Source organism: Brachybacterium ginsengisoli, assembly GCF_002407065.1.
GTDB classification, from domain to species: domain Bacteria; phylum Actinomycetota; class Actinomycetes; order Actinomycetales; family Dermabacteraceae; genus Brachybacterium; species Brachybacterium ginsengisoli.
This window is the reverse complement of record NZ_CP023564.1, coordinates 2,445,263-2,468,825: the sequence shown is the minus strand read 5'-3', so window position 1 is coordinate 2,468,825 and position 23,563 is coordinate 2,445,263. Positions and strand designations below refer to the sequence as shown.

Here is a 23,563-nt window from a genome sequence, read left to right as displayed (position 1 = left end):
CGGCGGGTCAGAGGACGTTCAGGCCGAACACGGCGAGCAGCAGGGCGAGCAGCCCGAGCCCGAAGGGCGCGTAGGCCCAGGGGCTGCGGGAGCGGCCGGCCGGCGGGCGGCGGTGCAGCACCAGCGTGGACAGGCCCACGCCGATCGAGAGCACGACGGTGCCGATCACGAGCACCGGGGAGAGGATCACCAGGACCGTGGCGCCGACCTGGAACATGACCGTTCCGAGCACGTCCAGCAGTCGCATCACGACGGTGGAGCGGGCGCCGACGCGGTGCGCGAGCAGGGTCGAGATCGCCTCCTCGGACCACTCGCCGGGGCGGGCGATCCGCTGCCGGGTGGTGACCGTCTGCGCGGTGGCGAGGATCAGCCACACCAGCGCGCAGCCGGCGCCCACCCAGATCCCGAGCTCCGAGCGGATGTCCGCCGGCCACAGCAGGATCGCGAGCAGCACGGCGGCGACGCGCAGCAGCTCGTCGACGACGCTGCGCACGGCCAGCAGGCCGGGGTTCACGGCCAGCTGGGTGCGGGTGCGGGCCACGAACAGGCTGGTGGCGATCAGGGAGATCAGCTGGGCGGCGCCGAGGCCGATGCCGAGCAGCAGGGTGACCGGGGAGAGCGGGGCGACGGGGAGGATCGCGAGCAGCAGCACGACGCCCACCGCGGGGATCAGCAGCGCTTGGATCGACAGTCCCTTGACGAGATCCCGGACGAGGTCCGCGCCGGTGGGCGGATGGTCGTGGCCGGTGTGGTCGTGCGGGTCGTCGCAGTGCGGTGCGGAGGCCGCAGGGGTGTCTGGCATGGGGCTCCTTCTGGGTCCTCACCAGGGTACCGGGGACGGACAGGATGCGATCCGACGCCCTCGGTGTGGAACCATGGGCCCGTGAGGACGGATGCGATGACCACCGGGGGAGAGGGCCTGTCGCCCCTCCAGCGCCAGCGCGCTGTGGGCGCCGTCGTGGCCGCAGCCGCCGGGGACGCCCTGGGTGCTCCCTACGAGTTCCAGCCGCCCGTGCCCGACGTCGAGGAGATCGACATGATCGGGGGCGGCGTCCTCGACTGGCAGCCGGGGGAGTGGACCGACGACACCGCGATGGCGATCGTGGTCCTGGAGGCGTCCCTCGCCGCGTCGGACGGCCATGACCTGCGGCTCGACACCGCTCAGGACCACATCGCCCGGGAGTGGTACTCCTGGTCGCTGGGCACTCCGGACATCGGCACGCTCACCTCGCAGGTGGTCCGCACCGCCGCCGATCTCGCCCGGGAGGACGGCCATTACGCGCCCCGGGCCAAGGACTTCCGGATCGCGGCGAGCACCGCCCACGAGCAGCTCCCCGCCTCCGCCGGGAACGGATCGCTGATGCGCGCGCACGTCACCGTGCTGCCCTATCTGCTCTCCCCGGAGGAGGATGCGGTCGAGGCGATCACCGCGGTGTGTCGCTTGACACACGTGCATCCCGACACGATCGAGGCGAACATCCTGTGGGGCCTGGCGGTGCGCCGCGCGATCCTCACCGGCGAGATCGATGTGCGGGTGGGGCTCGCGCAGCTGTCCGAGGAGCGGCGCGAGGTCTGGCTCGAACGGATCGAGGAGGCGGAGCAGTCCACCCCGGAGATGTTCCGTCGCAACGGCTGGGTGGTCGGCGCCTTCCAGGCCGCCTGGGCCGCGATCTCCGGCGTCAGCCCGATCCCGGAGGGGAAGTTCGCCCAGCGCGATGCCCTGGTGGTGGCGCTGCGATCCGCCGTGCGCGCCGGCTACGACACCGACACGGTCGCCTGCATCACCGGGGCGCTGATGGGGGCGGCCCTCGGTCCGAAGGCCGTGCTGCCCGAGTGGCGGCGCATGCTCTTCGGCTGGCCGAGCTACGAGGTCGACGAGCTCTGGGGCCTGGTGGAGCGCGTGATCGCCCCGATGGTCCGCGAGGGCGGCGAGGGGACCCGCGCATGAGCCGGGCGAGCTGGGATCTGCGGGTGCTCAGCTGGAACCTGTGGGAGCTGCGCGGTGATCTCGCGGCGCTCGTGGAGGCCGTCCGGGATCTGGAGCCGGACATCCTGCTGGTCCAGGAGGCTCCGCGGTTCGTGCTGCCGACGACGCGGCTGCGCTGGTTCGCCCGGCAGATCGATCGCCGGATCCTGCTCGGCGGGGCGGGCGGGCGCGGCCTGGCGATCCTCGCGACCGACGAGGTCGCTGCCCAGGTGATCCGTCGCGGCGCGCATCCCGTGGCCCAGACCGTCTCGGACCTGAACTCGACCTATCCGCGCGGCGTCGCCGCCCTGCGCCTCTCGGTGCCGGGCGGCGGGACGGCCGTGGTCGCCGCGACCCACCTGGCGCTGCAGGAGGACAACCGGATGCGTCATGCGGAGCACCTCTCCGCCCTGGTGCGCGGCGCCGGGGCGCCGGTGATCCTCGGCGGGGATCTCAACGAGACCGCCGACGGGACCGCCCGCCGCCTCCTGTCCCCGCTGCTGCGCGATCCCGCGAGCCCCGAGGAGCACACCTTCCCCGCCGCATCGCCGACCCGACGGATCGACGCGGTGCTGGTCACCGACGGCATCGAGGTGCGCGAGGCGCGGTCGGTGCATTCGACGCGGACGGTCGACGAGGCGCGGCTGTCCGGGGCGTCGGACCATCTGCCGACGCTGCTGGACGTCTCCCTCTGATCTCGCCGATCCCCGGCCGGGCCGGTCCCGGAGCGGATCAGCCCCGGGCGTGCAGCCCGGTGCGCAGCAGCACCACGTCGTCCTGGCCGCCGACGTGCCGGATCGCGATGCCTCCGTCCGCGTCCCCGACGACGGTGAGCTGGGTGCGATAGGAGTCCACCGCCCGTCGCACGGTCTCGGCGGTCCCGGGGTGGTCCCGCTCGAGGATCCGCGGATCAGACCCCGGAACCTGTGGGAGGGTGCTGGCGACCTCGAGCAGGGGGACCCCGGTGCGGGCGCTCGCGCCGACGGCGACGTGATGGGCGCGGACGTGATCGGGGTGCCCGTAGGTCCCCTCGTCGTCGTAGCCGAGGATCACGTCGGGGCGCACCGACTCGATGAGCGCGGCGAGGTCGCCGACGGCCTCGTCGAGGGGGCGCAGGGAGAAGCTGTCGGGCCCGGCGGTGTCCGCGGGGCCGGCGAGGCCCTCGCGCACCCACCGCATGCCGGAGTCCCGGAAGCGGCGCGGTGCGGAGGCCTGGGCGAGGGCGGGGGCGGTGCCGAGCCAGTGCCGCTCGGCGATGCCCAGGGCGGCGGTCGCCGCGGCGATCTCCGCCTCGCGGATCTCCTCGAGCGCTCGGGTGTCCCCGGGCTCGATCGCGCCGGCCACGATCTCACCCTCCTCCCCGCGGGTCGCCGTCACCAGCACCACCCGGGTGCCGCTCGCGGCGAGGGAGGCGAGGAGGGCTCCGGTGGAGAGGGACTCATCGTCCGGATGGGCGTGGACCGCGAGGATCGTCGAGGCCTCGTCGAGGAGGCGCCAGGGATCGGGGACGGGGGCCGGGCCGGATGCGGCGGGCGTGGTCATGAAGCGTCTCCCGAGGTGTGGTGTGCGAGGACGGAGGTGTACAGGCCGGAGAGGGCCTCGGCGACGGCGGCCCAGGTGCGGGTGGCCGCGAACTCCTGCGCGGAGTGCACGGCGGTGCGGTACCCGTCGGCATCCCCGAGCAGGGACTGGAGGGCTTCGGCCCAGACATCGGGGTCACGGCTCTCCAGCACGATCCCGTCCGGACCGACGGCCTCCTGCACCCCGCCCGCGCAGCGCCAGGCGAGCACCGGGGTGCCGCTGGCCTGTGCCTCCAGAGCGACCAGGCCGAAGGTCTCCGACCAGCTGGTCAGCACGAGGGCCCCCGCGCAGCGCATTGCCTCGGCGAGCTCGTCGCGTCCCAGGGAGCCGGCGAAGTCGACCCGGTCCTCGACCCCGAGCTCGCGCGCCAGTCCGCGCAGCTCCTCGAGGTACTCCGAGAAGTCCTGGGAGACGCCGCCGGCGAGCACGAGCCGGGCTCCGAGCGCCGGGTCCAGGCGGGCGAGGACCTCGAGCGCGAGGTCGGGGCCCTTCAGCGGCTGGAGACGCGCGGTGAACAGGAGGGTGGGGCGGATCCGCCGCTCCTCGACGTCGGGGCAGGGGCGGAAGCGCTCGAGGTCCACACCGGGGCGGACCACGCCGAGCCGCGAGCCGGGGACCCCGTAGCGCTCGCCGACCGTGCGCGCCTCGGCCTCGGAGACCGCGACGACCAGGTCGGATCCCGTGGCGGCGAACTGCTCGCCGGGGATGCGGCCGTCGGACTCCGCGGGCTCGCCCGCGTCGAGGGTGCGGGCGCCGTCCGGAGCGGCGACCGAGTGGAAGGACTGCAGATGGGGGATGCCGAGCTCGCGGGCGACCGGCAGGGCGGCGACGCCGCTGAACCAGTGGTGGGAGTGCACGACGTCCCAGGGGGTCGGGTCGTCCGCGGCGGTGAGCGCCTCGTGCAGAGCGCTGCGGAACGGGGCGATCGCCTGCTCCATCGCGCTCTTGGCCAGCGGAGCAGGCGGACCGGCGACGAGGTGATGGAGGCGCACGCCGTCGGCGATCTCGACGATGTCCGGCGAGTCGGTGTCGCTGCGGCGGGTGAAGAGGTCGACGCGGTGACCGAGGCGGGCGAGGGCGAGGGCCTGTTCGAGCACGACCACGTTCATCCCGCCGGCGTCCGCTCCGCCGGGCTCCTCGAGCGGGGAGGTGTGCAGGGAGATCGCGGCGATGCGCAGGGGGGCGTCCGACATGCCCGCCATCCTAGGCGGGAGGTCCGGGGACGCCGCTGCCCGAGCGACCTGCCAGTGGCACAGGGTGCACTGCTGTTCGCCCGTGACGAAAATGGACGCGGCCTGCGTCACGGGAAGTTGAATTGGGCACCGGCTTGCTCCAGCCTGAAAAGCATGGAAACGGCGGAGAAGGTTGACTGGGCTGCGTTGAACGCCCATGCGGCGGGCCGCCCTGCTCGTCGCCTGGTGGCCAAGGCGATCGCTGCGGCCGGAGGTGACCGCCGCCCCGGGGTGGTGCTCGATCTCGGCGCCGGCGCCGGTGCCGACTCCCTGCAGTTCGCCCGGCACGGCTGGACGGTGCACGCCTACGACAGCGACGACACCCTCGCCTCGCGGCTGGTGGAGAACGAACGGATGACCGGTTCGGTGCGTTTCCACCACACAGACATCGCGGATGTCCCCGAATTCCCTGCCGCGCAGATCGTCTATTCGACGTACACGCTCGGCCTGCTGGGCCCCGAGGCGCTTCCCGCGGTGTGGAGGAAGCTGGTGGACGCCCTGCCGCGCGGCGGTGTGATGGCGGTGGACTTCTTCGGCACCAACGACTCCTGGGCGGAGCGACCGGATGTGGCCACCCTCCCGCTCGAGGAGATCGACGAGATGTTCCGCGGCTTCCAGGTGATCGATCGCTCCGTCCGGGACGAGGACGGCCGCTTCCTCGCCGACAAGAAGCACTGGCACGTCATCACGACCCTCGCGCGGAAGACCCGCTGAGCACCCGATCCCTCAGCGCGGCGGTGGACGCCGTCATGGCCAGTCGCATCACGGCCTCCGAGCCGAGCCGCCATCCCTGACCAGGGAGAGCCCGACGCAGGGCATACCGGTGCAGCGCCCGACGCACCTCCGCGTTCCCACACACGGCGAGCGAGAGCGAGAGGGCGTCCCGGAGCGCGGTGTTCGCGCCGTGACCGAGGTTCGGAGCCATCGCATGCGCCGCATCGCCCAGCAGCACCACGTCCTCCCGGACCGGCCACACCGGTGGTGCCGTGTGGATGCCGTGGATGAGGGTCCGCTGCGGGGTCGCGGCGTCGAGCACGGCGTCGATCGCCTCGCGGTGACCGCCGATCGTGCGGCGGAGGTGGGCGAGGTCCTCGGCGGGTGATGACGTGCGGTGCTCGGGGAGGCAGGCGAACCAGTTCGTGCCGATCCCGGCGAGGGGCGTGATGCCGAACAGCCAGCCGCGTCCCCAGGTCTCGGAGATCTCGGGCGGCTCGAGCGCCGTGGTGCCGCGCAGCACGGTCAGTCCGTGGGAGCGGGCGCGCGGACGGCCGGGCCAGCCGGAGCGCCGGGTCAGGGAGTGGACGCCGTCGGCCCCGACGAGGAGGTCCGCACCGGCGCGGAGCGGACGGACGTCCTCGATGCGCCGCCGGGTGGTCGTCACCCGGTCGGGGAGCGCATCCAGGAGGATCCGCACCAGCTCTGAGCGGGAGACGAGCAGAGCGTTTCCGGCGGGGACGGTGGCGAGGATGCGACCGTCGGCGGCGCGGAGCGTGCCCACCTCGGGAGCGGCGGAGATCGACCGCACCTCCTCGAGCACCCCGAGCCGTGAGAGCACCTGCTGAGCCGGGGAGAACAGCCCGAGAGCCGTGCCGACGGCGGGGGTGGTGAAGCGCTCGTCGACGAGCTCGACCTCGTGGCCGTCGGCGGCCAGCAGATGCGCGGCGGCGAGCCCGGAGACGCCTGCGCCGAGAACGCGGACGGTGAGCGGTGTCGACATGGGATGGCCTTCCTCGACGACGCGGCGATGGTTCCGGCGCTGGCTCCGGTGCTGGGGAGCATCGCGCCCACGCTGCCGTCACCGTCACGCTCGATGAAGCGACCCTACGCGGGCGATGGCTCGGGTGGGGGATCGGCCACGGCCTCGGCCTCGGCCACCGCCTCGGCCACCGCCTCGACCTCGTCCTCGGCGGGGAGGCGGGCGAGCAGCGGGGGAGTCCGGGAGATGCCCTGTGCGCCGTGGGGACTGGTCCACGCCCAGGCGACGGGTGGTGGTTCCTCGGGCGCTTCCGTCTCCGCGGTGCTCTGCGGAGCGAGCGGCTCGAGGTGCCAGGGGCCGAGCTCCTTGAGGAGGTTGCAGCGCACGCACAGTCCCTGACCGTTCGCGAAGCTGGTGGGTCCGCCTCGATGGTGGGGGACCACGTGATCGCTCTGACGGATGATCGCGTTGCACCATGGGGTGCGGCAGGTGGTGTCCCGCCAGCGGATCATGCGGGCCAGGCCCGCCGGGAAGGCGCGGGAGCGGGACTCCATCGCCACCAGCTCCCCGGTGGAAGGCGCCCGGTAGAGGCGTCGGAAGAAGGCGGAGACCTCCCCGTCGGGATGCTGGTCAGCGCTCTCGATCTCGTGCACCGTCCCGGGAGGTAGGCCTCTGAGGGTGTCGCGCACGATGTGCGCCGGGATGATGCCGTACCCCTCGATCCGGGCCGTCTCGGCGTCGTCGTCCCGGCCCAGCAGTGCGGAGTCGGTGATGACGATCCCGACCTCGACGACGGGATGTCGACGAGGACGCGCGGGGGAGCCTGCGGAGGAGAGGACCGCGTCCACCAGCAGGTCCGCCTGCAGCGCGGGCGAGGAGGTCTTCGCGCCGTCGGCGCGCAGGGAGCCCGCCTGCGCCTGCAGGGAGTGCATGAGGGCGGCGGCGTCGAGGCCGCGCAGGATCGCGGTCACCCTAGCCATCCCGTCCGCCAGCGGGGTCATCGTCACGTGCCGCGCCCGGGCTGCACGCTCGGCGCGCTCACGCGAGGTGCCGGGCTCCAGGTGCTGCACCAGCTCCTCGATGTCCGAGCGCAGGCGCCTGTGGCCCTTGCCGTGAAGGGTCTGCGGATCCTGACGGATCATCTCGTCGATCCGTCGGCAGGTCTCGGGAGAGGCCGTGGACAGCGCACCTGCCACGGCGGAGGCCTGCTGCTCGCTCAGGGCGCCCTCCCGCAGCGCCTCCACCGTGCCGGGCATGTCCTGGACCAGACGCCGGGATGAGGCGAGCGAGAAGGACGAGGCGGCAGGGGAGATGCGCCGGGCCAGCGCGATCTCCCCGGCCGCGCCCCGACTCTGCTCGGAGGAGGGGACGTCGCGCCGGGCGTCGGCGCGGCGGAGCCGCTGCTCGGCGGTCACCTGCCAGCCGGCGTCCATCGCGGCGAGGGAGGACCGCAGCTGATCGATCCCGGCGAGCACCGAGAGCGCCTCCCCGGGCGATCCGGCGGCGGTGTCCGGCAGAGCGTCGCGCACCGACCGGGTGCTCGTGAACGCCTGGAGGGTGGCGCCGAGGACTCGGGCGAGCACGAGCCGCGCGGCGGGGCTCGCCTCGATCCCGACGAGTGCAGCGGCGGCCCCGTCCAGGGCGTCCGGCGGGCCGACACGACGGCGCCGGGACCGCTCCGCGGAGCGGTGCTGCTTCGCGGGGTCGTCCCCGGCGTTCGTCGGCATCGTCGATTCCATGCCCTCGATCGTATGCAGGTTCGATACCGGATTGCACCGTCAGGAGAAATCTGTGGATAACTCGGTGAAGCCGCCAAGCCATGAACACTGAATGTGAACTCGAGTGTGTACGAACCGGTCCTGTGGAGGAACGGTCAGGGCCTCCCACCTGGCATTCTCTCTGAGAGGCCGACCGCTCGTGCTCAGGTGGCGCAGCCGTCCCGGAAGGCGGAGCGGCGGGTTTGCAGGAATGTGGATGAATCGAACGTGGGGAGGGGCCGTCATCGGTTCAGAAGCGTCGACGACGCCCCGGACCCCCGGCCCTCACCGACCCAGCAGCGTCAGCACCGCCGTCACCCGGCGGTGCACGCTCGCATCCTCGCTGAGCCCGAGCTTCGCGAACAGCCGCTGCGTGTGCTTCTCCACCGCGCCGCCGCTGATGAACAGCCGCTCGGAGATGCCGGCGTTCGTGAGCCCCTCGCCCATCAGCTCGAGCACCTCGCGCTCACGCGGGGTGAGCTCGTCCAGCGGGGTGCGGCGCCTCGAGGAGATGACCTGCCCCACCACATCCGGATCGATCGCGACCCCGCCGGCGGCCACGCGCTCGATCGACTCCAGGAAGGAGCGGATGTCGAACACGCGGTCCTTGAGCAGGTAGCCGGTGGCGTGCTCCCCGGACTCGATGAGCTCGGTCGCATAGCCGACCACCACGTACTGGCTGAGCAGCATGATCGGCGCCTCGGGCCATCGGGCGCGGATCTCCTGCGCGGCGCGAAGCCCCTCGTCGGTGTGGCTGGGAGGCATGCGGATGTCGGAGATGATCAGGTCCGGCCGCAGCTCGAGCGCCCTCGCCACCAGCTCGGTGCCGGTCGACGCGGTGCCCGCGACCTCATGGTCGTTGTCCTCGAGCACCAGGCGCAGGCCCTCGCGGATCAGTGCGGAGTCGTCGGCGATCAGGACGCGCACGGGATCACCGCCTCGATCCGGGTTCCGTGGGCGGGCGGCGAGGCGACCGTGAGCCGTCCCTCCAGGGAGGCCACCCGGCCGGCCAGTCCGGCCAGCCCGCCCCCGGTGCGCATCTCGGCGCCGCCGCGCCCGTCGTCCTCGATCCTCACCCGAGCATCATCCCCGATCCGGGCCACCTCCACATTCACCGACCCGGCACCGGAGTGCTTCGCGGCGTTGGTGAGCGACTCGGAGACCACGTAGTAGATGCCGATCTCCACATGCTCGGGCAGCTCGAGCTCCGGGCACTCGACGGTGGTCGGGATCGGGGAGATCGCGGCGAGCTCGGTGAGCGCGGCGTGCAGGCCGCGGTCCACCAGCACCGGCGGGGCGATGCCGCGGGAGAGTCGGCGCAGGTCGTCGAGGGTCTGCCCCAGCTGCTCGCGCGTCTCACGCAGCACGGCCCGTGCTCGCTCCGGATTCCGGTCGGCCAGCGACTCGATCCGGGCGAGGTCCATCGAGGCGCGCACCAGGCGCTGCTGCGGTCCGTCGTGGAGGTCGCGCTCCAGGCGGCGCAGGGCCGTGGACTCCGCGCTGCGGCCGGCGGCCCGGGACTGCTCGGTGCGGTGGAGGCGCTGCTGCTCCTGGTGGCGCGAGCTCAGCAGGCCGCGCGCCACGCCCTGGTGCAGGAGGGTGAGTCCGCGGACCACCGGGCCCAGGGTGATCAGGAAGAGCAGGCCGGCGAGGAACTGCAGCAGGAGATCGGCCGGGAGCGTGTAGGGCTCCGGGACGCCCACGAGCTCCCCGAGCCCATGGCGCCCGTCGCCGGGGAGGACCTGCTCGAGGATCAGGGTGCTGAGGGGTCCGCCGATGGTGCCGATCGCGCCGACGGTCCAGGCGAGGGCGAGCGGGAAGGTCACCAGGACAAGCACGAAGTTGACCAGCACCCACAGCGAGTCCAGCCAGTTCTGCGGGTCGGTGAGCGGGGTGAGCATCCGGCGGATCCCCCCGGCGCCCTCCGGCGGCCGCACCGGTGCGGGGGAGGGGAGGTCGGTGCCCAGCAGGGCGGACTGCACCCCGCGCTCGGCCTTCGCGAATCCGTGCGCGACGAGCACCGCGGCGACCAGTATCGGCAGCCCGATCCACACCACGACGGTGGAGGCCCCGGCAGAGAGCAGGCCGATCACGAGCGAGAAGCCGACGGTGCCCAGCAGCAGGGCGAGGAAGGAGTAGGCGAGGAAGCGCCCGATGCGCGCGGCCCATCGGCCGACGCTCCACGACTCGTCGGGTTGCAGCACGTCGGCAGCGGGGGCGGAGGAGGGGCTGAGAGCTCTCACGGTGGTCATGTCTCCACTCTGGCGGCGAGGAGGCGCCGCTCCCATCCTGGCACCGGGTCAGAGGATGTCGGGCTGGCCCGACATCGGGTCATTCCTGCTCGCAGATCTCCTTGAGCGTCGCGAGGTCTTCCGAGACCGCTGCGGCGTCCTCCGCGAACTCCTGCTCGCTCATCGAGCCCCGGCGCAGGGTGAAGACCACCTCGCAGCGGGTCTCGTCCAGCGCCAGCACCCGCATGGGGTTCAGCACGGACTCGCCGCTGGGGAGGGTCACGGTGTGGTCGACGACCCCGTACTCGTTCTCCGGCACGAAGCTGACGAGCACCCGACCCATCGGCGAGGTCATCGACCACTGCGTCACCTCGCGCTTCACCTCGCCGCCGGCGAGCCCTGCGGCCCAGCGCGGCAGGTTGCGCGGATCGCTCGCGACCTCGTACACCTCGCGCCACGGGCGCTCGATGACGACGTCGAGGTGGCGGGTGGTGCTCGGTCCGGTGCTCTCGTCCATGGGCGGGACGCTAGCAGGCGCGGGCGACCCGCCGCTCTCCCGAAGCACGCTCTCTCATCGGAGGCGCGGGGCGCTCGAGGAGGTCTCGGTCGTGCGGGTGCCGGTCCGCGCCGCCTCGGCCTGCTCCACGGTGGAGCGCACGGCCTGGGACCAGGGCGTGGGCTCCAGCCCCTCCTGAGTGGTGAGGATGCCCGGCTGCAGGACGCAGGGCTCCGACCAGATCCGCGAGATGCCGGACAGCTCCCGGGCGAAGGTGTTCACGCCGGACAGCGCGCGCAGGGCGAGGATCGGGATCCGCAGCGGCCGACGGTCCGGCTGTCCCAGGAGCGACGAGGCGAGGGCGGCCAGCTCGCGCTGCGAGCGGGCAGGGGCCGACGGGGCATGCAGCACCGCGTCCCCGCTCGGGGCGAGGCGCTCGGCGTGCCGGGCCGCATGGAGCATGGCGGCGGCGAGGTCGGGGAGATGGGTGAGCGTGTGCGGGGCGTCCGCAGCGGCGACCACGACAGGGCGCCGCCCCGCGGCGATGCGTTCGATGATCATCGCCGAGGCGACCGCGGCGCCGGTGCCCACGGCCGTCGGGCCCACGAGGTCCGAGGCGACCAGGCTGATCGTTTGCGCGGCGTGGCGGCGGCGCTGCTCGAGCAGGGCGATGCGCGCCTCGCCCTTCGCGTCCAGCGGCGTCGGTCCGGCGCCCTCGACCAGGTTCCGGGCCTCGCCCTGGAAGCCGTACATCGACTCCGGGAAGAGGGCCGGGATCCCGCGCTCGACGGCCGCGTCGAGCACGGCGAGCTCGCGAGGCGGCAGGTCGCGTCGCCAGATGCGTGCGTCGTAGGCGGCATGGAAGACGGCGTGGACCGCGTCGACCCCGGTCAGGGCCGCGGCGAGCGCGGTCGGGTCGAGCACGTCGCCGGCGACGCGGTCGATGCCCGGGGAGGGGGCGACCTCGCTGCGCCGCAGGATGGTGACGCGGTCGCCGTCCGCCCGAGCGCGCTCGATGAGCGCACGGCCGATCTGACCTTCACCGATGACGAGATGATGCATGGGAACTCCCGAAGTGTGAGCACTGCTCTCTGAAGTGGATGAAAACAGTGAACACCGCTCTCGGTTCGGAGTCAAGAGCACTGCTCTCGGAATGTGGCAGGATGTCGCCATGGTCGAGCAGAGCAGTCAGGACGAGAGCGCGAGCGGTCGCCCCGCGACCCCGCGGGCGCAGGCCCGGGAGCGCACGATGGCCCGCATCGTGGAGCTCGGGAACGCCCAGCTGGCCGAGTGCGGAGCGGCGGAGCTGAGCGTTCGGGAGATCGCACGGGGCCTCGGCATGGTCTCCTCCGCCGTCTATCGCTACGTGAGCAGCCGCGACGAGCTGCTCACCCTGCTGATCGTCGACGCCTACGGTGACCTCGCCGACGAGGTCGACGCCGCGCTCGCGACGGTGGACGGAGAGGACCCGCGCACACGCTTCCGCGCGCTCGCCGTGGCGATGATCCGCTGGGCGATTGCGCACCCCGAGCGCTGGACCCTGCTCTACGGCACCCCCGTGAGCGGCTACGACGCCCCGGCGGAGACCACCAACGCCGACGGCACGCGCGTCATCGCCCGCGTGCTGGAGATCGCGGCGGCATCAGCGGGCGACCCGCGTCGCGACCTGGAGATCTCCTCGGAGGTCGCGGCGCTCCTGGACAGCCACCTCGCCCAGTTCTCCGTCGACGCGGGGGCGGAGGCCGGGGTGCGGGCGGTGACTGCCTGGAGCAGCCTCGTCGGCGTCATCAGCGCCCACGTGTTCCGTCAGCTGGGAGCCGATGCGGCCGCCATCGGCGAGCAGATCCTGGCCACCCAGGTCGAGCTGCTCGCCGAGCTCCTCACCGGGGACTGACCGCCGCACCGCGCCGCTGATCCCAGGCCTCCGCAGCGACCCGTGCGGCGGCGTGCACCGAGGCGGGCTCGCGGATCCGGGCGCCCTCGACCTCCGGCACCACGACCACCCAGCGCGACCGACCACGACGGCGCATCCGCCCCACCTCGATCCCGCGACCCGCCGTCGTGGGCAGGAGCAGGGCGCCGCTCGGGCCCACCTGCAGCAGAGCGGCGAGCTCCGGACGCCGCTCCACCAGGAGGGCGCGGATCTGCTCCCGCTCGACCTGAGCGGTGCCGCCTGTCGAGGGGTGTGCGAGGACCGGTCCTGTGGTGGTCATGCCGCGAACCTAGCGACCGGGTCCGACAGACGACGGACCGACCCGGTCAGCCCCGGCCCGTGACCCCGCTCAGCGCCGCCGCGAACAGCTCCCGGTGCTCCGTGACGAAGTCCGCGGCCCCGCGCCAGTGCGCGCCGTGGCCCTCCACGAACATCGTCCCCCAGGGCTCGCGGCCCTCGCGGTGCGCCGATTCCAGCATCGTGTGCATCGCCTCGGTGCGATCGATCATCGCGTCCGGCAGCTGCGCGCGGAGCGCGGCATCGGCCCCGTAGCCGTCGACCAGGGCGGCGAGATCGGCGGCCGCCTCCGCAGGTCGCGCCGACGGGTCGTTGAGGGTGAAGGCCTGCGCGGAGTACGCGAGGTCCCAGAGCCGCGTGCTGGGTGCCGCCCCGTCCCAGTCGATGAACACCCACCGCTCCCCGAGGATGAGGTTCCACGGGGTGAGGTCGCCGTGGCAGATCAGATCCTCTCCGCCGCCGGGCACCGGGAGCAGCGGCTCCCAGGGCGTCGGCGCCGACGGGGTGAAGCCCTCGCTGGCGTCGTGGATCGCGCGCAGCACCGTGCCGACGCGCCGCAGCTCCACAGGGGTCAGGGGAGGGGAGTCCATGGCGAGCGGGCCCGGCACGAACTCCTGGACCTGACGCCCCTGCTCGTCCCTGCCCAGCGGGGCGGGGACGTCCACGCCGGCGGCGGCGACGGTGCGCATCAGCTCGTGGACGGCGGCGGTCGTCGGCCCCCAGGGCTTGCGGACGGTGTCGCCCGCACGGACCACGCCCTCGGTCGCGTTGCCGCCGCTCAGCGGCTGTTCCTCGGGTCGGTGCATCCGGTCACCGTAGCGAGTCCGTAGGCTGGTCGCCATGACATTCTCCGCCTACTCCGCCCGGGCCCAGGAGTACGCGGACCTGCTGGGGAGCATGGAGGCGATGTCCCCGACGGACGAGCGGACGATCCTGGACTGGGCGGGCACGGTGCGGGGTCCGCTGCTGGATGCCGGCTGCGGGCCGGGCCACTGGACGGCGCACCTCGCCGCCCGGGGCCACGACGCCCGCGGCATGGATCCGGTGCCCGAGTTCGTCGAGATCGCCCAGCGCGCCCACCCGGGCATCCCGTACTCGCTCGGCACCTTCGCGGACCTCGCACAGCGGCCCGGGAGCTGGGGAGGGATCCTCGCCTGGTACTCGCTGATCCACCTGGAGCCGTCCGCGGTGCCCGAAACCCTCGCGACCCTCCATGACGCGCTCGCCCCGGGCGGTGCGCTCCTGATGGGCTTCTTCGACGGTCCGCGCCAGGAGGCCTTCGACCACGCCGTCGCCCCGGCCCAGCACTGGCCGCTCGATCTGATCTCCGAGCTCGTGGAGCAGGCCGGGTTCGAGGTACTCGACAGCCAGCGGCGCCAGGACCCCGGATCGCGCCCGCACGGAGCGATCAGCGCCCGACGCCGCTGATCGATCGGGTCGGATCCCCCGGGCGGGGGAAGGGCCCCACCCTGCAGGAGGATGCACGGCGGGCCCGGCCCCGGGAGGCTCGATGCCATGACCACAGCACCCCTGTCCCCGACCTCCGCCGCTCTCCGGCTGACCCGCGCCGCCGGAGCGACGATCCTCGTGATCTGCCTCCTGCACACGCTCGTCCTCTCCGTCCACCCCTACTGGGCCGACTGGCTCGCAGGGCCCTTCCGCGACAGCGAGGTGGGTGCCGACGAGGCTGCCCAGTTCTGGGGCCTGCCCGGCGGGTTCGTCGCGCCCGGCGCCCTCCTGGGGCTGATGGTCCTCCGTGAGGGCCGTCTCGGGCGCACCGTCCCCGCCGTCGTCGGCATCGTGCTCGCGCTGTGGGCGAGCGCCTGCTTCTGGGTGGTGGGTCCGAGCGGCTTCCTGCTCGTGCTGGTGCCCGCCGGGATGCTGATCGCTGCGCGCCTCAGTCGCCGAGGATCGCCCCGGTCGACGCGGACTGCACGAGCTTGACGTACTTGCCCAGGACGCCCTTGGTGAACTTCGGCGGCAGCGGCTCCCAGCCCTCGCGCCGGGAGGCCAGCTCCGCCTCGTCCACCAGCAGCTCGAGCGCGCCGGAGCCGACGTCCAGGCGGATCCCGTCCCCGTCGCGCACGAAGGCGATCGGGCCTCCGTCCACCGCCTCGGGCGCGATGTGCCCGACGCACAGGCCGGTGGTGCCGCCGGAGAATCGGCCGTCGGTCATCAGCAGCACGTCCTTACCCAGGCCCGCACCCTTGATCGCGCCGGTGATGGCGAGCATCTCGCGCATGCCCGGGCCGCCCTTGGGGCCCTCGTAGCGGATCACCACCACGTCGCCATGGGTGATCGTGCCGTCGTTCAGGGCGTCCAGCGCCTGCTGCTCCCGCTCGAAGACCCGAGCGGTGCCCTCGAAGACGTCGGACTCGAAGCCGGCCGACTTCACCACCGCGCCCTCGGGGGCCATCGAGCCGCGCAGGATCGTGATGCCGCCGGTGGGGGCGATCGGCGCCGCCGCCGTGCGCAGCACGGTCCCGTCGGCCGGGCGCGGCGCGAGCACCTCGAGGTTCTCGCCGATCGTGCGTCCGGTGACGGTCAGGCAGTCGCCGTCCAGCAGGCCCTCGTCCAGCAGGGTCTTCATGACCACCTGGATGCCGCCGACGTGGTCGACGTCGTTCATGACGTAGCGGCCGTAGGGCTTCAGGTCCGCGAGGTGCGGCACCTCCGCCCCGATGCGGGCGAAGTCGTCCAGGGTCAGGTCCACGTCCGCCTCATGGGCGATCGCCAGCAGGTGCAGCACCGCGTTGGTGGAGCCGCAGAAGGCCTGGACCACCGCGATCGCGTTCTCGAACGCCGCCTTGGTCATGATGTCGTGGGAGGTGTGCCCGCGGCGCAGCATCCCCACCACGGCCTCGCCCGCCGCACGGGAGTCGGCGTCGCGGCGGCGGTCGGCCGACGGGGGAGTGGCCGAGCCCGGGATCGACATCCCGATCGCCTCGGCGACGCTCGCCATGGTGTTCGCGGTGTAGTAGCCGCCGCAGGCCCCCTCGCCGGGGCAGATGGAGCGCTCGATGCGGTCCACGTCCTCACGGCTCATGAGCCCGCGGGCGCAGGCGCCGACCGCCTCGAAGCCGTCGATGATCGTCACGTCCTTCTCCTCGCCGGTGGAGAGGGAGACGCGGCCGGGCATGATCGTGCCCGCGTAGACGAAGACCGAGGCCAGATCGAGCCGGGCGGCGGCCATGAGCATGCCCGGCAGGGACTTGTCGCAGCCGGCCAGCAGCACGGAGCCGTCGAGTCGCTCGGCGCTCATCACGGTCTCGACGCTGTCGGCGATCAGATCGCGGGAGACGAGCGAGTAGTGCATGCCGTCGTGCCCCATGGAGATGCCGTCGGAGACCGAGATCGTGCCGAACTGCAGCGGGTAGCCGCCGCCGGCGTGCACGCCCTCCTTCGCCGCCCGGGCGAGCCGGTCCAGCGAGAGGTTGCACGGCGTGATCTCGTTCCAGGAGCTCGCGATCCCGATCTGCGGCTTGTCCCAGTCCGCATCCCCCATGCCGACCGCGCGCAGCATCCCGCGCGAGACGGTCGCGCCCAGGCCGTCGGTCACCTGACGGCTGCGGGGCTTGAGGTCCGGGGCCGAGAAAGTGGCGTCGGCTGCAGGGGCTGAGGCGTCGTCGGCGGTCATGGATCGACCCTAGACCCGGGTCCCGGCGCAGGGAAAGGGCCTCAGGGGCGCGCGGCCCGGCGCCCCCGCGAATCCGCCGCGAGCGGCGTGAGGCGGCTGAGCTGGGTGACGTGCTGCGGCCCGAGCTCCTGCAGGGACTGGACCTGCAGCAGCTTCATGGTGCGCTCGACCTCGTCCGTGAGGATCGCGATCGCCCGGTCCACGCCCTCCCGGCCGCCGGCCATGAGGCCGTAGAGGTACGCCCTGCCGATGAGGGTGAAGTCGGCTCCGAGCGCGATCGCGGCGACGATGTCGGCGCCGCTGCGGATCCCGGTGTCGAGGATGATCTCGAGGTCGTCCCCGACCTCGCGGGCCACCTCGGGCAGCAGGTGGAAGGGCACGGGGGCGCGGTCCAGCTGGCGCCCGCCGTGGTTGGACAGGACGATCGCGTCGACCCCGAGGTCGGCGAGCTTCCGGGCGTCCTCGAGGGTCTGCACGCCCTTGACGGCCAGCTTCCCGGGCCACATCGCCCGGATCTCGGCGAGGTCGTCGAAATCGATGCTGGGGTCCATCGCCGAGTTCAGGAGCTCTCCGACGGTGCCGCCGGTCTCGCTGAGCGAGGCGAACTCGAGCTTCGCGGTGGTCAGGAAGTCCCACCACCACCAGGGCCGGGGGATGGCGTCGACCACCGTGCCGAGGCTGAGCTGCGGCGGGATCGAGAAGCCGTTGCGGACGTCGCGCAGCCGCGCCCCGGCGACCGGGGTGTCGACGGTGAAGAACAGGGTGTCGTAGCCGGCCGCCGCCGCCCGCTCCACGAGGCCGTAGGAGATCTCGCGCTGCGTCATCACGTAGAGCTGGAACCAGTTGCGACCCAGCGGATTGGCGGCGCGGACCTCCTCGATCGAGGTGGTGCCGAGGGTGGAGAGGGTGAAAGGGATCCCGGCGGCGCCCGCTGCGCCGGCGCCGGCGACCTCGCCCTCGGTCTGCATCAGACGGGTGAAGCCCGTGGGTGCGATGCCGAACGGCTGCGCCGAGCTGCCGCCGAGGATCTGGGCGGTGGTGTCCACCTGCGAGACGTCGCGGAGGATCGAGGGGTGGAACTCGATGTCCTCGAAGGCCTGGACGGAGCGAGCCATCGAGATCTCGCGCTCGGCGGCGCCGTCGGTGTAGTCGAAGGCGGCGGCCGGGGTGCGGCGCTTCGCGATGGTGCGCAGATCGTCGATCGACAGCGCCGAGGAGAGCCGCCGGCGCCGCCCGTCCAGATCGATGCGGCGGAACCTCATGAGCTCGAGGAGCTCGGCGGGACGGGGGACCTGGCGCTGGACCACAGGGGGCTCCTTCGGGAGGGTCGGGCGGAGTGATCGACTGAGTGGGGTTGACCATCATGTGGTCGGACCACAGATGACCAGCGGAAATGTTACGCCGCACCGCGCGGGAGGGCAAGGCGGTCGGGGATGCGGCGGACGCTCCTGTGCTACAACTGCGCCATGGCCGACCTGACGAACCACGATGAGGTCCGACCGCAGCGGGCGCGAGGCGCCGAGGCGGCCTGGACGCCCGTCTCCCGCAGCAGCACCCACCAGCTGGTGATCGACGCGATCGAGGAGCGGATCATGACCGGCACCCTGACCGTCGGCGACCTCCTGCCGCCGGAGCGCGAGCTCGCCTCCCGGCTCCAGGTGAGCCGAGCCGCGGTGCGCGAGGCGATCCGGGTGCTCGAGGCCCACGGCGTGCTGCGCTCCGAGGTCGGGTCCGGGCGCGGTGCCGGCACCTTCGTGGCCTCGCTGCCCAGCGCCGCCCTGGCGCAGTTCCTCCGTCTGCACGTGGCGCTGTCGAACTTCCGCATCGCCGAGGTGCTCGAGACGCGGACGCTGCTGGAGCACGCCAGCGCCGCGCTCGCCGCCGAGCGGGCCGACGCCCAGGACCGCGCCGAGCTCGAGCGGCTCCTGGCCGTGATGGACGATCCCGCGGTGAGCCGGGAGGCCTTCAACGACGCCGACACCGCCTTCCACGTCGCGATCGCGCGAGCGGGCGGCAATGCGCTGTTCTCCGACCTCACGGAGGCGATCCGCGCCTCCCTGAGGGCCCCGATCCTCGAGGCCCTCACCGAGGTCGCGGACTGGGAGGACGTCGTCGCCGCCCTCCGCACGCAGCACCACGAGATCCATCGGGCGATCACCGAGGGCCGCGCGGAGGATGCCGCGGCGCTGAGCTCCGAGCACATCCGCACCGCCATGGCGCTGCTGCCCGACCTCTCGACGGACTGAGAGGGATCAGGTCGGAGGCGGATCTCAGGCGCCGGGCACCGGGCGCTCGTCGGGGCCGTCGTAGGCCGCCAGCGGGCGGATCAGCGCGTTCGCCGCGCGCTGCTCCATGACGTGCGCGGTCCAGCCCGTGACCCGCGCGGCGATGAACAACGGGGTGAACAGCTCGGTGTCGAAGCCCATCAGGTGATAGGTGGGGCCGGCGGGGTAGTCGAGGTTCGGCTTGATCCCCTTGGCCTCCTCCATCGCGAGCTCCAGCCCGTTGTAGAGGCCCAGGATCTCGGGCCGGCCGTAGTGCTCGATCAGGGAGTCCATCGCCTGCTTCATGGTGGGCACTCGGGAGTCGCCGTTCTTGTAGACGCGGTGCCCGAATCCCATCACCTTCTTCTTCTGCGCGAGGGCGTCCTCCATCCAGGCCCTGGCCCGGTCCTTCGCCTCGGCCTCGGACTCCTCGGGGCGGATGCCGAGCTCGTCGAAGGTGTGCATGACGGCTTCGTTCGCCCCGCCGTGCAGCGATCCCTTCAGCGCGCCGATCGCGCCGGTGACCGCGGAGTGCAGGTCCGACAGGGTCGAGGTGATGACCCGGGCGGTGAAGGTGGAGGCGTTGAAGGAGTGCTCGGCGTACAGCACCATCGAGATCCGGAAGGCATCGACCACTGCAGGGGCGGCCTCCTCGCCGACGGTCATCCACAGGAAGTTCTGGGAGTAGTCCAGGTCCTCGCGCGGCGGGATCGGCTCGGTCGGACCGCCCGCCGTGCGGCGGCGCTGCTCGTAGGCGATCACGGCGGGGAGCTGGGCGAAGAGGCGCTTCGCCTTCTCCAGCTCGACTTCCGGGGAGGAGTCCTCCGCGGCCGGGTCCAGCGCGCCGAGCAGCGAGACCGCGGTGCGCACGGTGTCCATGGGATGGCAGGTGACCGGCAGGGCGTCGATCGTTGCCTTCACCTCCGGCGCGAGCGCACGGTGGGATCGCTCGTGGGCGGTCGCCTCGGTGAGCTGCTCGGGGCTCGGCAGCTCGCCGGTCCACAGCAGGTGCGCGACCGCCTCGATCGGCTGGGTCGCGGCCAGCTGCGGCACCGGGTAGCCGCGGTAGAGCAGGGAGTTGGTCTCTGGATTGACCTTGGAGATGGCGGTGACGTCGGCTACGACACCGTTCAGGCCCTTGCGGATGTCACTGGTCTCGGGGCTCATGGCTCGCTCCTTGCGTCGACGTCGGTGTCGTGGTGGTGCTGATCTCGGGGCTGCTCGGGTGCGCGCCGGGGACGTCCATGGCGAAGACCGAGGAGTCGAAGCGGTTGTAGGACTCATAGTCCACCAGCTCGTAGAGTCGAGCGCGAGTGAGCATCTCGGGAACCTGGGATTCCTGGGTGCCGGCCTCGAGGATCGTGTCCAGCACCCGCTCGGCGGCTCCCATCGCGGCCCGCAGCAGGGTGACGGGGTAGATCACCATCGCCACCCCGGTCCCGGCGAGCTGCTCGCGGGTGAACAGGGCGGACTTCCCGAACTCGGTCATGTTCGCCAGCACCGGCACGTCCAGGGCGGCGCAGACCTGCTCGAACTCCGAGAGGTCCTTCAGCGCCTCGGGGAAGATCGCGTCGGCGCCCGCGTCGACCAGCGCCTTCATGCGGTCGATCGCGGCGTCCAGGCCGTCGGTCGCCCGCAGGTCGGTGCGGGCCATGACCAGGAAGTCGGGGTCCCGTCGGCCGTCGACCGCGGCGCCGATGCGCTGGACGGCGGTGGGCAGGTCCACCATCGTCTTGCCGTCGAGGTGGCCGCAGCGCTTGGGATTGACCTGATCCTCGATGTGGCATCCGGCCAGGCCCGCGTCCTCCAGCTCCTGGATCGTGCGGGCCACGTTCATCGGCTCGCCGAAGCCGGTGTCGGCGTCGATCAGGCACGGCAGATCGGTGGCACGGGCGATCTGGGCGCCGCGCTGGGCGACCTCGGTCAGGGTGGTCAGGCCGATGTCCGGCAGGCCCAGCTCGTTCGCGATCACGGCGCCGGAGATGTACATCCCGGGGAAGCCCTTTTCCTCGATGAGCTTCGCCGAGAGCGGGGTGAAGGCACCGGGGAACGGCTGGGCCGCGCCCGGGGTGAGCAGCGCGCGCAGGTCCTGCCGCTTCTGCGCGGGGGTCCTCGTGGCGCTCAGCATCAGAACAGTCCCTTCGGGGCGGCCGACGGGTCGATCACACCCGGTGCCGCCTGGATGTTCAGCCGGCCCAGCTCGCCGGCGGGCAGCTCCGCGAGATGGGAGGCGGCCTCGAGGAAGCGGTCGATCTCGGCTGCGTCGACCACGCCCTCGGCGAGGGTGCGGAACTTGTGCTCGTACTGCTGCCGGGCGAAGGGCCGTGCCCCGAGCGGGTGGGCGTCGGCCACGGCGATGCTGTCCTCTATGACGGTGCCGTCGGTGAGGGTGATGACCACCGCGCCGCCGAACGCCTTCTCCGACAGATCCAGGGAGTGGTACCGGCGGGTCCACTCCGGGTCCTCCTCCGTGGTCACCTTGTGCCACAGGGCGACGGTGTCCGCCCGGGCGGCGCGCTCGGGGGCGTAGGAGTCCACGTGATGCCAGGATCCGTCCTGGAGGGCGACGGTGAAGATGTACGGGATCGAGTGGTCGAGGGTCTCGCGGGACGCCGTCGGGTCGTACTTCTGCGGGTCGTTCGCGCCGGAGCCGATCACGTAGTGCGTGTGATGGGAGGTGCGGATCAGGACCGAGGCGACGTTCGCGGGATCGGTCGCCTCGGGGTGCTCGGTGTGGAGCTTGCGGGCCAGGTCGATCCAGGCCTGCGCCTGGTACTCGGCCGAGTGCTCCTTGGTGTAGGTGTCCAGGATCGAGCGCTTCGCCTCGCCGAGGGCGGGCAGCGGCACCGTGTACCGGGCATCCGGGCCGTCGAGCAGCCAGGCGATCACGCCGTCCTCTCCCTCGTAGATCGGGACGGGGGAGGTCTGGCCGCGCATCGCACGGTCCGCCGCCTCGACGGCGAGCTTGCCGGCGAAGGCCGGGGCGTGCGCCTTCCAGGTGGAGATCTCGCCCTTGCGGGACTGGCGGGTGGCGGTGGTTGTGTGGAGGGCCTGGCCGATCGCCTGGAACACCGTCTCGGTGTCCAGTCCCAGCAGGGTGCCGATGCCGGCGGCGGCCGACGGGCCGAGGTGGGCGACGTGATCGATCTTGTGCTCGTGCAGGCAGATCGCGCGGACCAGGTCCACCTGCAGCTCGTAGCCGGTGGCGATGCCGCGGATCAGGTCCTGGCCCGAGCGGCCGGTGTGCTCGGCGACGGCGAGGATCGGGGGGATGTTGTCGCCGGGGTGGGAGTAGTCCGCGGCGAGGAAGGTGTCGTGGTAGTCCAGCTCGCGCACGGCGACGCCGTTGGCCCACGCCGCCCACTCGGGGGAGGTCCTCTGCTCCACGCCGGTGATGCTGGCCCCGGAGCCGCCGGTGGAGACGGGGTGGCCGAGCGCCTGGGCTCGGGCCGAGACGATCGGGGCGCGGTTCAGGGAGGCGAGGGCGACGGAGGCGTTGTCGATGATCCGGTTGATGATCATCTCCTCGACGTCGTTGTCGATCTCGACGGGGTCGACGGCGACCTCGGCCATCTTCCAGGCCAGCTGGTCCTCGCGGGACAGGTTCTCGTCGGAGCGGTGGACGCGGACGTCGTTGTCGATCATGAAGCGGTCTCCTGGGTGGTCGAGGTCGAAGAGCTGGTCGGCGCGGACGCTGGGTGGTCCTCGACCGGGCCTCGCAGGTGGGCGAGGGCCTGGTGGAGGTGGACGGTCGTGGTGGCGGCGGCGAGGTCGGGGTCCCCGAGGGCGATGGCCCGGGCGATCGCGGCGTGCTCCCGGGCGGAGGCGGCGAGGCGGTCGGGGGAGTGGCGGGCCAGTCGGCGCAATCGTCCCAGGTGCAGGCGCAGGCCCGCCAGGGAGTCGGCGAGGAAGGGATTGCCGCAGGCCGCATCGAGGGCCGCATCGAGGTCAGCGGTCAGGGTGTAGTAGTCGGTGGGGTCGACGCCGGCGGCGAGATCGGCGGTCGCCTCGTCGAAGCGGATGGCGAGGGTCGCGAAACTCTCGCGCAGCGCCGCGCCGTCATGGGGCTCGGCGGCGCGCTCCGCGGCGCGACGGGCGGCGAGCGTCTCGAGGGCGAGGCGGAGGTCGAAGAGGTGGGGAGCCGCGTCGAGGGACACGGCGGAGACCACGATGCCTCGCCCTCTGGACGGCTCGGCGAGCCCGTCTGCGATGAGGCGGGAGAGAGCCTCGCGCAGCGGGGTGCGGGAGATCCCGAGGCGCATCGACTGCTCGACCTCGCCGAGCAGGGCGCCGGGGAGCAGGTCGCCGTCGACGATCTCCTCACGGAGCGTCACGTAGGCACGGTCGCTGGCTCGCATGGGTGGAGTGTATACAGAGATGGTCAAGATTCGGCGTTCAAGCCATCATCCGGGATGATCGCGGCAGGTGTGTATACAGATCGGGAACAGGTATGCCGATCGAGCTGCTGCCCTG

24 protein-coding genes are annotated in these 23,563 nt (G+C 72.5%); 7 read left to right on the top strand and 17 right to left on the bottom strand.

Going from position 1 to position 23,563, the window contains the following annotated elements:
* Positions 1-7: 7 nt before the first annotated feature.
* Positions 8-802, bottom strand: a complete 795-nt coding sequence (locus CFK41_RS11035) for a hypothetical protein (RefSeq protein ID WP_096799700.1) — start codon at positions 800-802, stop codon at positions 8-10.
* Between the two features lie 96 nt (positions 803-898).
* Here CFK41_RS11035 and CFK41_RS11030 point away from each other — a divergent pair, with 96 nt between their 5' ends.
* Positions 899-1,948 carry an ADP-ribosylglycohydrolase family protein gene (locus tag CFK41_RS11030; RefSeq protein WP_096799699.1) on the top strand — a complete coding sequence of 350 codons (1,050 nt, stop codon included), beginning with the start codon at positions 899-901 and terminating at the stop codon, positions 1,946-1,948.
* A complete protein-coding gene (locus CFK41_RS11025; protein ID WP_096799698.1) occupies positions 1,945-2,661 on the top strand; it encodes an endonuclease/exonuclease/phosphatase family protein in 717 nt (238 codons plus the stop codon). The genes CFK41_RS11030 and CFK41_RS11025 overlap by 4 nt, the downstream gene beginning before the upstream one ends.
* 37 nt (positions 2,662-2,698) lie before the next feature.
* Here the strand turns inward: CFK41_RS11025 and CFK41_RS11020 are convergent, their stop codons facing one another.
* Complete coding sequence (locus CFK41_RS11020) at positions 2,699-3,508, bottom strand: PIG-L family deacetylase (protein WP_096799697.1); 810 nt, start codon at positions 3,506-3,508, stop codon at positions 2,699-2,701.
* Positions 3,505-4,740 (bottom strand): glycosyltransferase, encoded by a 1,236-nt coding sequence (locus CFK41_RS11015; RefSeq protein WP_096799696.1) that lies wholly within the window; start codon positions 4,738-4,740, stop codon positions 3,505-3,507. Before CFK41_RS11015 ends, CFK41_RS11020 begins: the two co-directional genes overlap by 4 nt.
* Positions 4,741-4,893: 153 nt before the next feature.
* On the opposite strand from CFK41_RS11015, the gene CFK41_RS11010 reads away from it, so the two are divergent.
* A complete protein-coding gene (locus CFK41_RS11010; protein ID WP_096799695.1) occupies positions 4,894-5,493 on the top strand; it encodes a class I SAM-dependent methyltransferase in 600 nt (199 codons plus the stop codon).
* On the opposite strand, the gene CFK41_RS11005 is transcribed toward CFK41_RS11010, so the two are convergent.
* The 6 genes from CFK41_RS11005 to CFK41_RS10980 all read right to left on the bottom strand — a co-directional run bounded on the left by CFK41_RS11005 (position 5,465) and on the right by CFK41_RS10980 (position 12,021).
* Positions 5,465-6,496, bottom strand: coding sequence for an FAD-dependent monooxygenase (locus tag CFK41_RS11005; RefSeq protein ID WP_096799694.1), 1,032 nt, complete (start codon positions 6,494-6,496; stop codon positions 5,465-5,467). The two genes, CFK41_RS11010 and CFK41_RS11005, sit on opposite strands and share 29 nt — an antisense overlap.
* A 104-nt stretch (positions 6,497-6,600) precedes the next feature.
* A complete protein-coding gene (locus CFK41_RS11000) occupies positions 6,601-8,214 on the bottom strand; it encodes an HNH endonuclease (protein ID WP_096799693.1) in 1,614 nt (537 codons plus the stop codon).
* A gap of 303 nt (positions 8,215-8,517) precedes the next feature.
* Positions 8,518-9,159, bottom strand: coding sequence for a response regulator transcription factor (locus CFK41_RS10995; protein ID WP_096799692.1), 642 nt, complete (start codon positions 9,157-9,159; stop codon positions 8,518-8,520).
* A complete protein-coding gene (locus tag CFK41_RS10990) occupies positions 9,147-10,484 on the bottom strand; it encodes a sensor histidine kinase (protein ID WP_096799691.1) in 1,338 nt (445 codons plus the stop codon). The genes CFK41_RS10995 and CFK41_RS10990 overlap by 13 nt, the downstream gene beginning before the upstream one ends.
* A gap of 79 nt (positions 10,485-10,563) precedes the next feature.
* Positions 10,564-10,980, bottom strand: a complete 417-nt coding sequence (locus CFK41_RS10985; RefSeq protein ID WP_096799690.1) for an SRPBCC family protein — start codon at positions 10,978-10,980, stop codon at positions 10,564-10,566.
* A 54-nt stretch (positions 10,981-11,034) separates the two neighbouring features.
* On the bottom strand, positions 11,035-12,021 hold the full coding sequence (locus tag CFK41_RS10980; protein WP_096799689.1) for an NAD-dependent epimerase/dehydratase family protein: 987 nt from the start codon (positions 12,019-12,021) through the stop codon (positions 11,035-11,037).
* Positions 12,022-12,130: 109 nt separating this feature from the next.
* Here CFK41_RS10980 and CFK41_RS10975 point away from each other — a divergent pair, with 109 nt between their 5' ends.
* A complete protein-coding gene (locus tag CFK41_RS10975; protein WP_096799688.1) occupies positions 12,131-12,853 on the top strand; it encodes a TetR/AcrR family transcriptional regulator in 723 nt (240 codons plus the stop codon).
* Here the strand turns inward: CFK41_RS10975 and CFK41_RS10970 are convergent.
* Together CFK41_RS10970 and CFK41_RS10965 are read right to left on the bottom strand one after the other, a co-directional pair.
* The gene (locus CFK41_RS10970; protein ID WP_096799687.1) at positions 12,840-13,172 is read right to left on the bottom strand and encodes a hypothetical protein; all 333 of its coding nucleotides are present in this window, start codon (positions 13,170-13,172) and stop codon (positions 12,840-12,842) included. The genes CFK41_RS10975 and CFK41_RS10970 overlap by 14 nt on opposite strands.
* Before the next feature lie 46 nt (positions 13,173-13,218).
* A complete protein-coding gene (locus CFK41_RS10965) occupies positions 13,219-13,995 on the bottom strand; it encodes a phosphotransferase (protein ID WP_096799686.1) in 777 nt (258 codons plus the stop codon).
* A 34-nt stretch (positions 13,996-14,029) separates the two neighbouring features.
* Between CFK41_RS10965 and CFK41_RS10960 the strand changes: the two genes are divergently transcribed.
* The gene (locus CFK41_RS10960; protein WP_096799685.1) at positions 14,030-14,617 is read left to right on the top strand and encodes a class I SAM-dependent methyltransferase; all 588 of its coding nucleotides are present in this window, start codon (positions 14,030-14,032) and stop codon (positions 14,615-14,617) included.
* 87 nt (positions 14,618-14,704) lie between these two features.
* Positions 14,705-15,133 carry a DUF6463 family protein gene (locus tag CFK41_RS10955; protein ID WP_227873049.1) on the top strand — a complete coding sequence of 143 codons (429 nt, stop codon included), beginning with the start codon at positions 14,705-14,707 and terminating at the stop codon, positions 15,131-15,133.
* Here the strand turns inward: CFK41_RS10955 and ilvD are convergent.
* A complete protein-coding gene (ilvD, locus tag CFK41_RS10950) occupies positions 15,087-16,826 on the bottom strand; it encodes a dihydroxy-acid dehydratase (protein ID WP_096799684.1) in 1,740 nt (579 codons plus the stop codon). The genes CFK41_RS10955 and ilvD overlap by 47 nt on opposite strands.
* A gap of 41 nt (positions 16,827-16,867) precedes the next feature.
* A complete protein-coding gene (locus CFK41_RS10945) occupies positions 16,868-18,133 on the bottom strand; it encodes an alpha-hydroxy acid oxidase (RefSeq protein WP_096799683.1) in 1,266 nt (421 codons plus the stop codon).
* Between the two features lie 159 nt (positions 18,134-18,292).
* On the opposite strand from CFK41_RS10945, the gene CFK41_RS10940 reads away from it, so the two are divergent.
* Positions 18,293-19,072: a FadR/GntR family transcriptional regulator gene (locus CFK41_RS10940; protein WP_096799682.1), complete on the top strand. Its 780-nt coding sequence runs from the start codon at positions 18,293-18,295 to the stop codon at positions 19,070-19,072.
* Positions 19,073-19,096: 24 nt separating this feature from the next.
* On the opposite strand, the gene CFK41_RS10935 is transcribed toward CFK41_RS10940, so the two are convergent.
* From CFK41_RS10935 to CFK41_RS10920, 4 genes are read right to left on the bottom strand one after another with little or no spacing between them, the layout of a single operon-like run.
* A complete protein-coding gene (locus CFK41_RS10935; protein WP_096799681.1) occupies positions 19,097-20,257 on the bottom strand; it encodes a bifunctional 2-methylcitrate synthase/citrate synthase in 1,161 nt (386 codons plus the stop codon).
* The gene (gene prpB / locus CFK41_RS10930) at positions 20,238-21,218 is read right to left on the bottom strand and encodes a methylisocitrate lyase (protein ID WP_096799680.1); all 981 of its coding nucleotides are present in this window, start codon (positions 21,216-21,218) and stop codon (positions 20,238-20,240) included. The genes CFK41_RS10935 and prpB overlap by 20 nt, the downstream gene beginning before the upstream one ends.
* The gene (locus CFK41_RS10925) at positions 21,218-22,735 is read right to left on the bottom strand and encodes an MmgE/PrpD family protein (RefSeq protein WP_096799679.1); all 1,518 of its coding nucleotides are present in this window, start codon (positions 22,733-22,735) and stop codon (positions 21,218-21,220) included. The genes prpB and CFK41_RS10925 overlap by 1 nt, the downstream gene beginning before the upstream one ends.
* Positions 22,732-23,448, bottom strand: coding sequence for a GntR family transcriptional regulator (locus CFK41_RS10920; RefSeq protein WP_096799678.1), 717 nt, complete (start codon positions 23,446-23,448; stop codon positions 22,732-22,734). The genes CFK41_RS10925 and CFK41_RS10920 overlap by 4 nt, the downstream gene beginning before the upstream one ends.
* Between the last annotated feature and the right edge of the window lie 115 nt (positions 23,449-23,563).

Excerpts from the sequence above, each read along its gene's own strand:
- CFK41_RS11035 (WP_096799700.1), bottom strand. The coding sequence starts at position 802 with ATGCCAGACACCCCTGCGGCCTCCGCACCGCACTGCGACGACCCGCAC.
- CFK41_RS11030 (WP_096799699.1), top strand. The coding sequence starts at position 899 with ATGACCACCGGGGGAGAGGGCCTGTCGCCCCTCCAGCGCCAGCGCGCT.
- CFK41_RS11025 (WP_096799698.1), top strand. The coding sequence starts at position 1,945 with ATGAGCCGGGCGAGCTGGGATCTGCGGGTGCTCAGCTGGAACCTGTGG.
- CFK41_RS11020 (WP_096799697.1), bottom strand. The coding sequence starts at position 3,508 with ATGACCACGCCCGCCGCATCCGGCCCGGCCCCCGTCCCCGATCCCTGG.
- CFK41_RS11015 (WP_096799696.1), bottom strand. The coding sequence starts at position 4,740 with ATGTCGGACGCCCCCCTGCGCATCGCCGCGATCTCCCTGCACACCTCC.
- CFK41_RS11010 (WP_096799695.1), top strand. The coding sequence starts at position 4,894 with ATGGAAACGGCGGAGAAGGTTGACTGGGCTGCGTTGAACGCCCATGCG.
- CFK41_RS11005 (WP_096799694.1), bottom strand. The coding sequence starts at position 6,496 with ATGTCGACACCGCTCACCGTCCGCGTTCTCGGCGCAGGCGTCTCCGGG.
- CFK41_RS11000 (WP_096799693.1), bottom strand. The coding sequence starts at position 8,214 with ATGGAATCGACGATGCCGACGAACGCCGGGGACGACCCCGCGAAGCAG.
- CFK41_RS10990 (WP_096799691.1), bottom strand. The coding sequence starts at position 10,484 with ATGACCACCGTGAGAGCTCTCAGCCCCTCCTCCGCCCCCGCTGCCGAC.
- CFK41_RS10985 (WP_096799690.1), bottom strand. The coding sequence starts at position 10,980 with ATGGACGAGAGCACCGGACCGAGCACCACCCGCCACCTCGACGTCGTC.
- CFK41_RS10980 (WP_096799689.1), bottom strand. The coding sequence starts at position 12,021 with ATGCATCATCTCGTCATCGGTGAAGGTCAGATCGGCCGTGCGCTCATC.
- CFK41_RS10975 (WP_096799688.1), top strand. The coding sequence starts at position 12,131 with ATGGTCGAGCAGAGCAGTCAGGACGAGAGCGCGAGCGGTCGCCCCGCG.
- CFK41_RS10970 (WP_096799687.1), bottom strand. The coding sequence starts at position 13,172 with ATGACCACCACAGGACCGGTCCTCGCACACCCCTCGACAGGCGGCACC.
- CFK41_RS10965 (WP_096799686.1), bottom strand. The coding sequence starts at position 13,995 with ATGCACCGACCCGAGGAACAGCCGCTGAGCGGCGGCAACGCGACCGAG.
- CFK41_RS10960 (WP_096799685.1), top strand. The coding sequence starts at position 14,030 with ATGACATTCTCCGCCTACTCCGCCCGGGCCCAGGAGTACGCGGACCTG.
- CFK41_RS10955 (WP_227873049.1), top strand. The coding sequence starts at position 14,705 with ATGACCACAGCACCCCTGTCCCCGACCTCCGCCGCTCTCCGGCTGACC.
- ilvD (WP_096799684.1), bottom strand. The coding sequence starts at position 16,826 with ATGACCGCCGACGACGCCTCAGCCCCTGCAGCCGACGCCACTTTCTCG.
- CFK41_RS10940 (WP_096799682.1), top strand. The coding sequence starts at position 18,293 with ATGGCCGACCTGACGAACCACGATGAGGTCCGACCGCAGCGGGCGCGA.
- CFK41_RS10935 (WP_096799681.1), bottom strand. The coding sequence starts at position 20,257 with ATGAGCCCCGAGACCAGTGACATCCGCAAGGGCCTGAACGGTGTCGTA.
- prpB (WP_096799680.1), bottom strand. The coding sequence starts at position 21,218 with ATGCTGAGCGCCACGAGGACCCCCGCGCAGAAGCGGCAGGACCTGCGC.
- CFK41_RS10925 (WP_096799679.1), bottom strand. The coding sequence starts at position 22,735 with ATGATCGACAACGACGTCCGCGTCCACCGCTCCGACGAGAACCTGTCC.
- CFK41_RS10920 (WP_096799678.1), bottom strand. The coding sequence starts at position 23,448 with ATGCGAGCCAGCGACCGTGCCTACGTGACGCTCCGTGAGGAGATCGTC.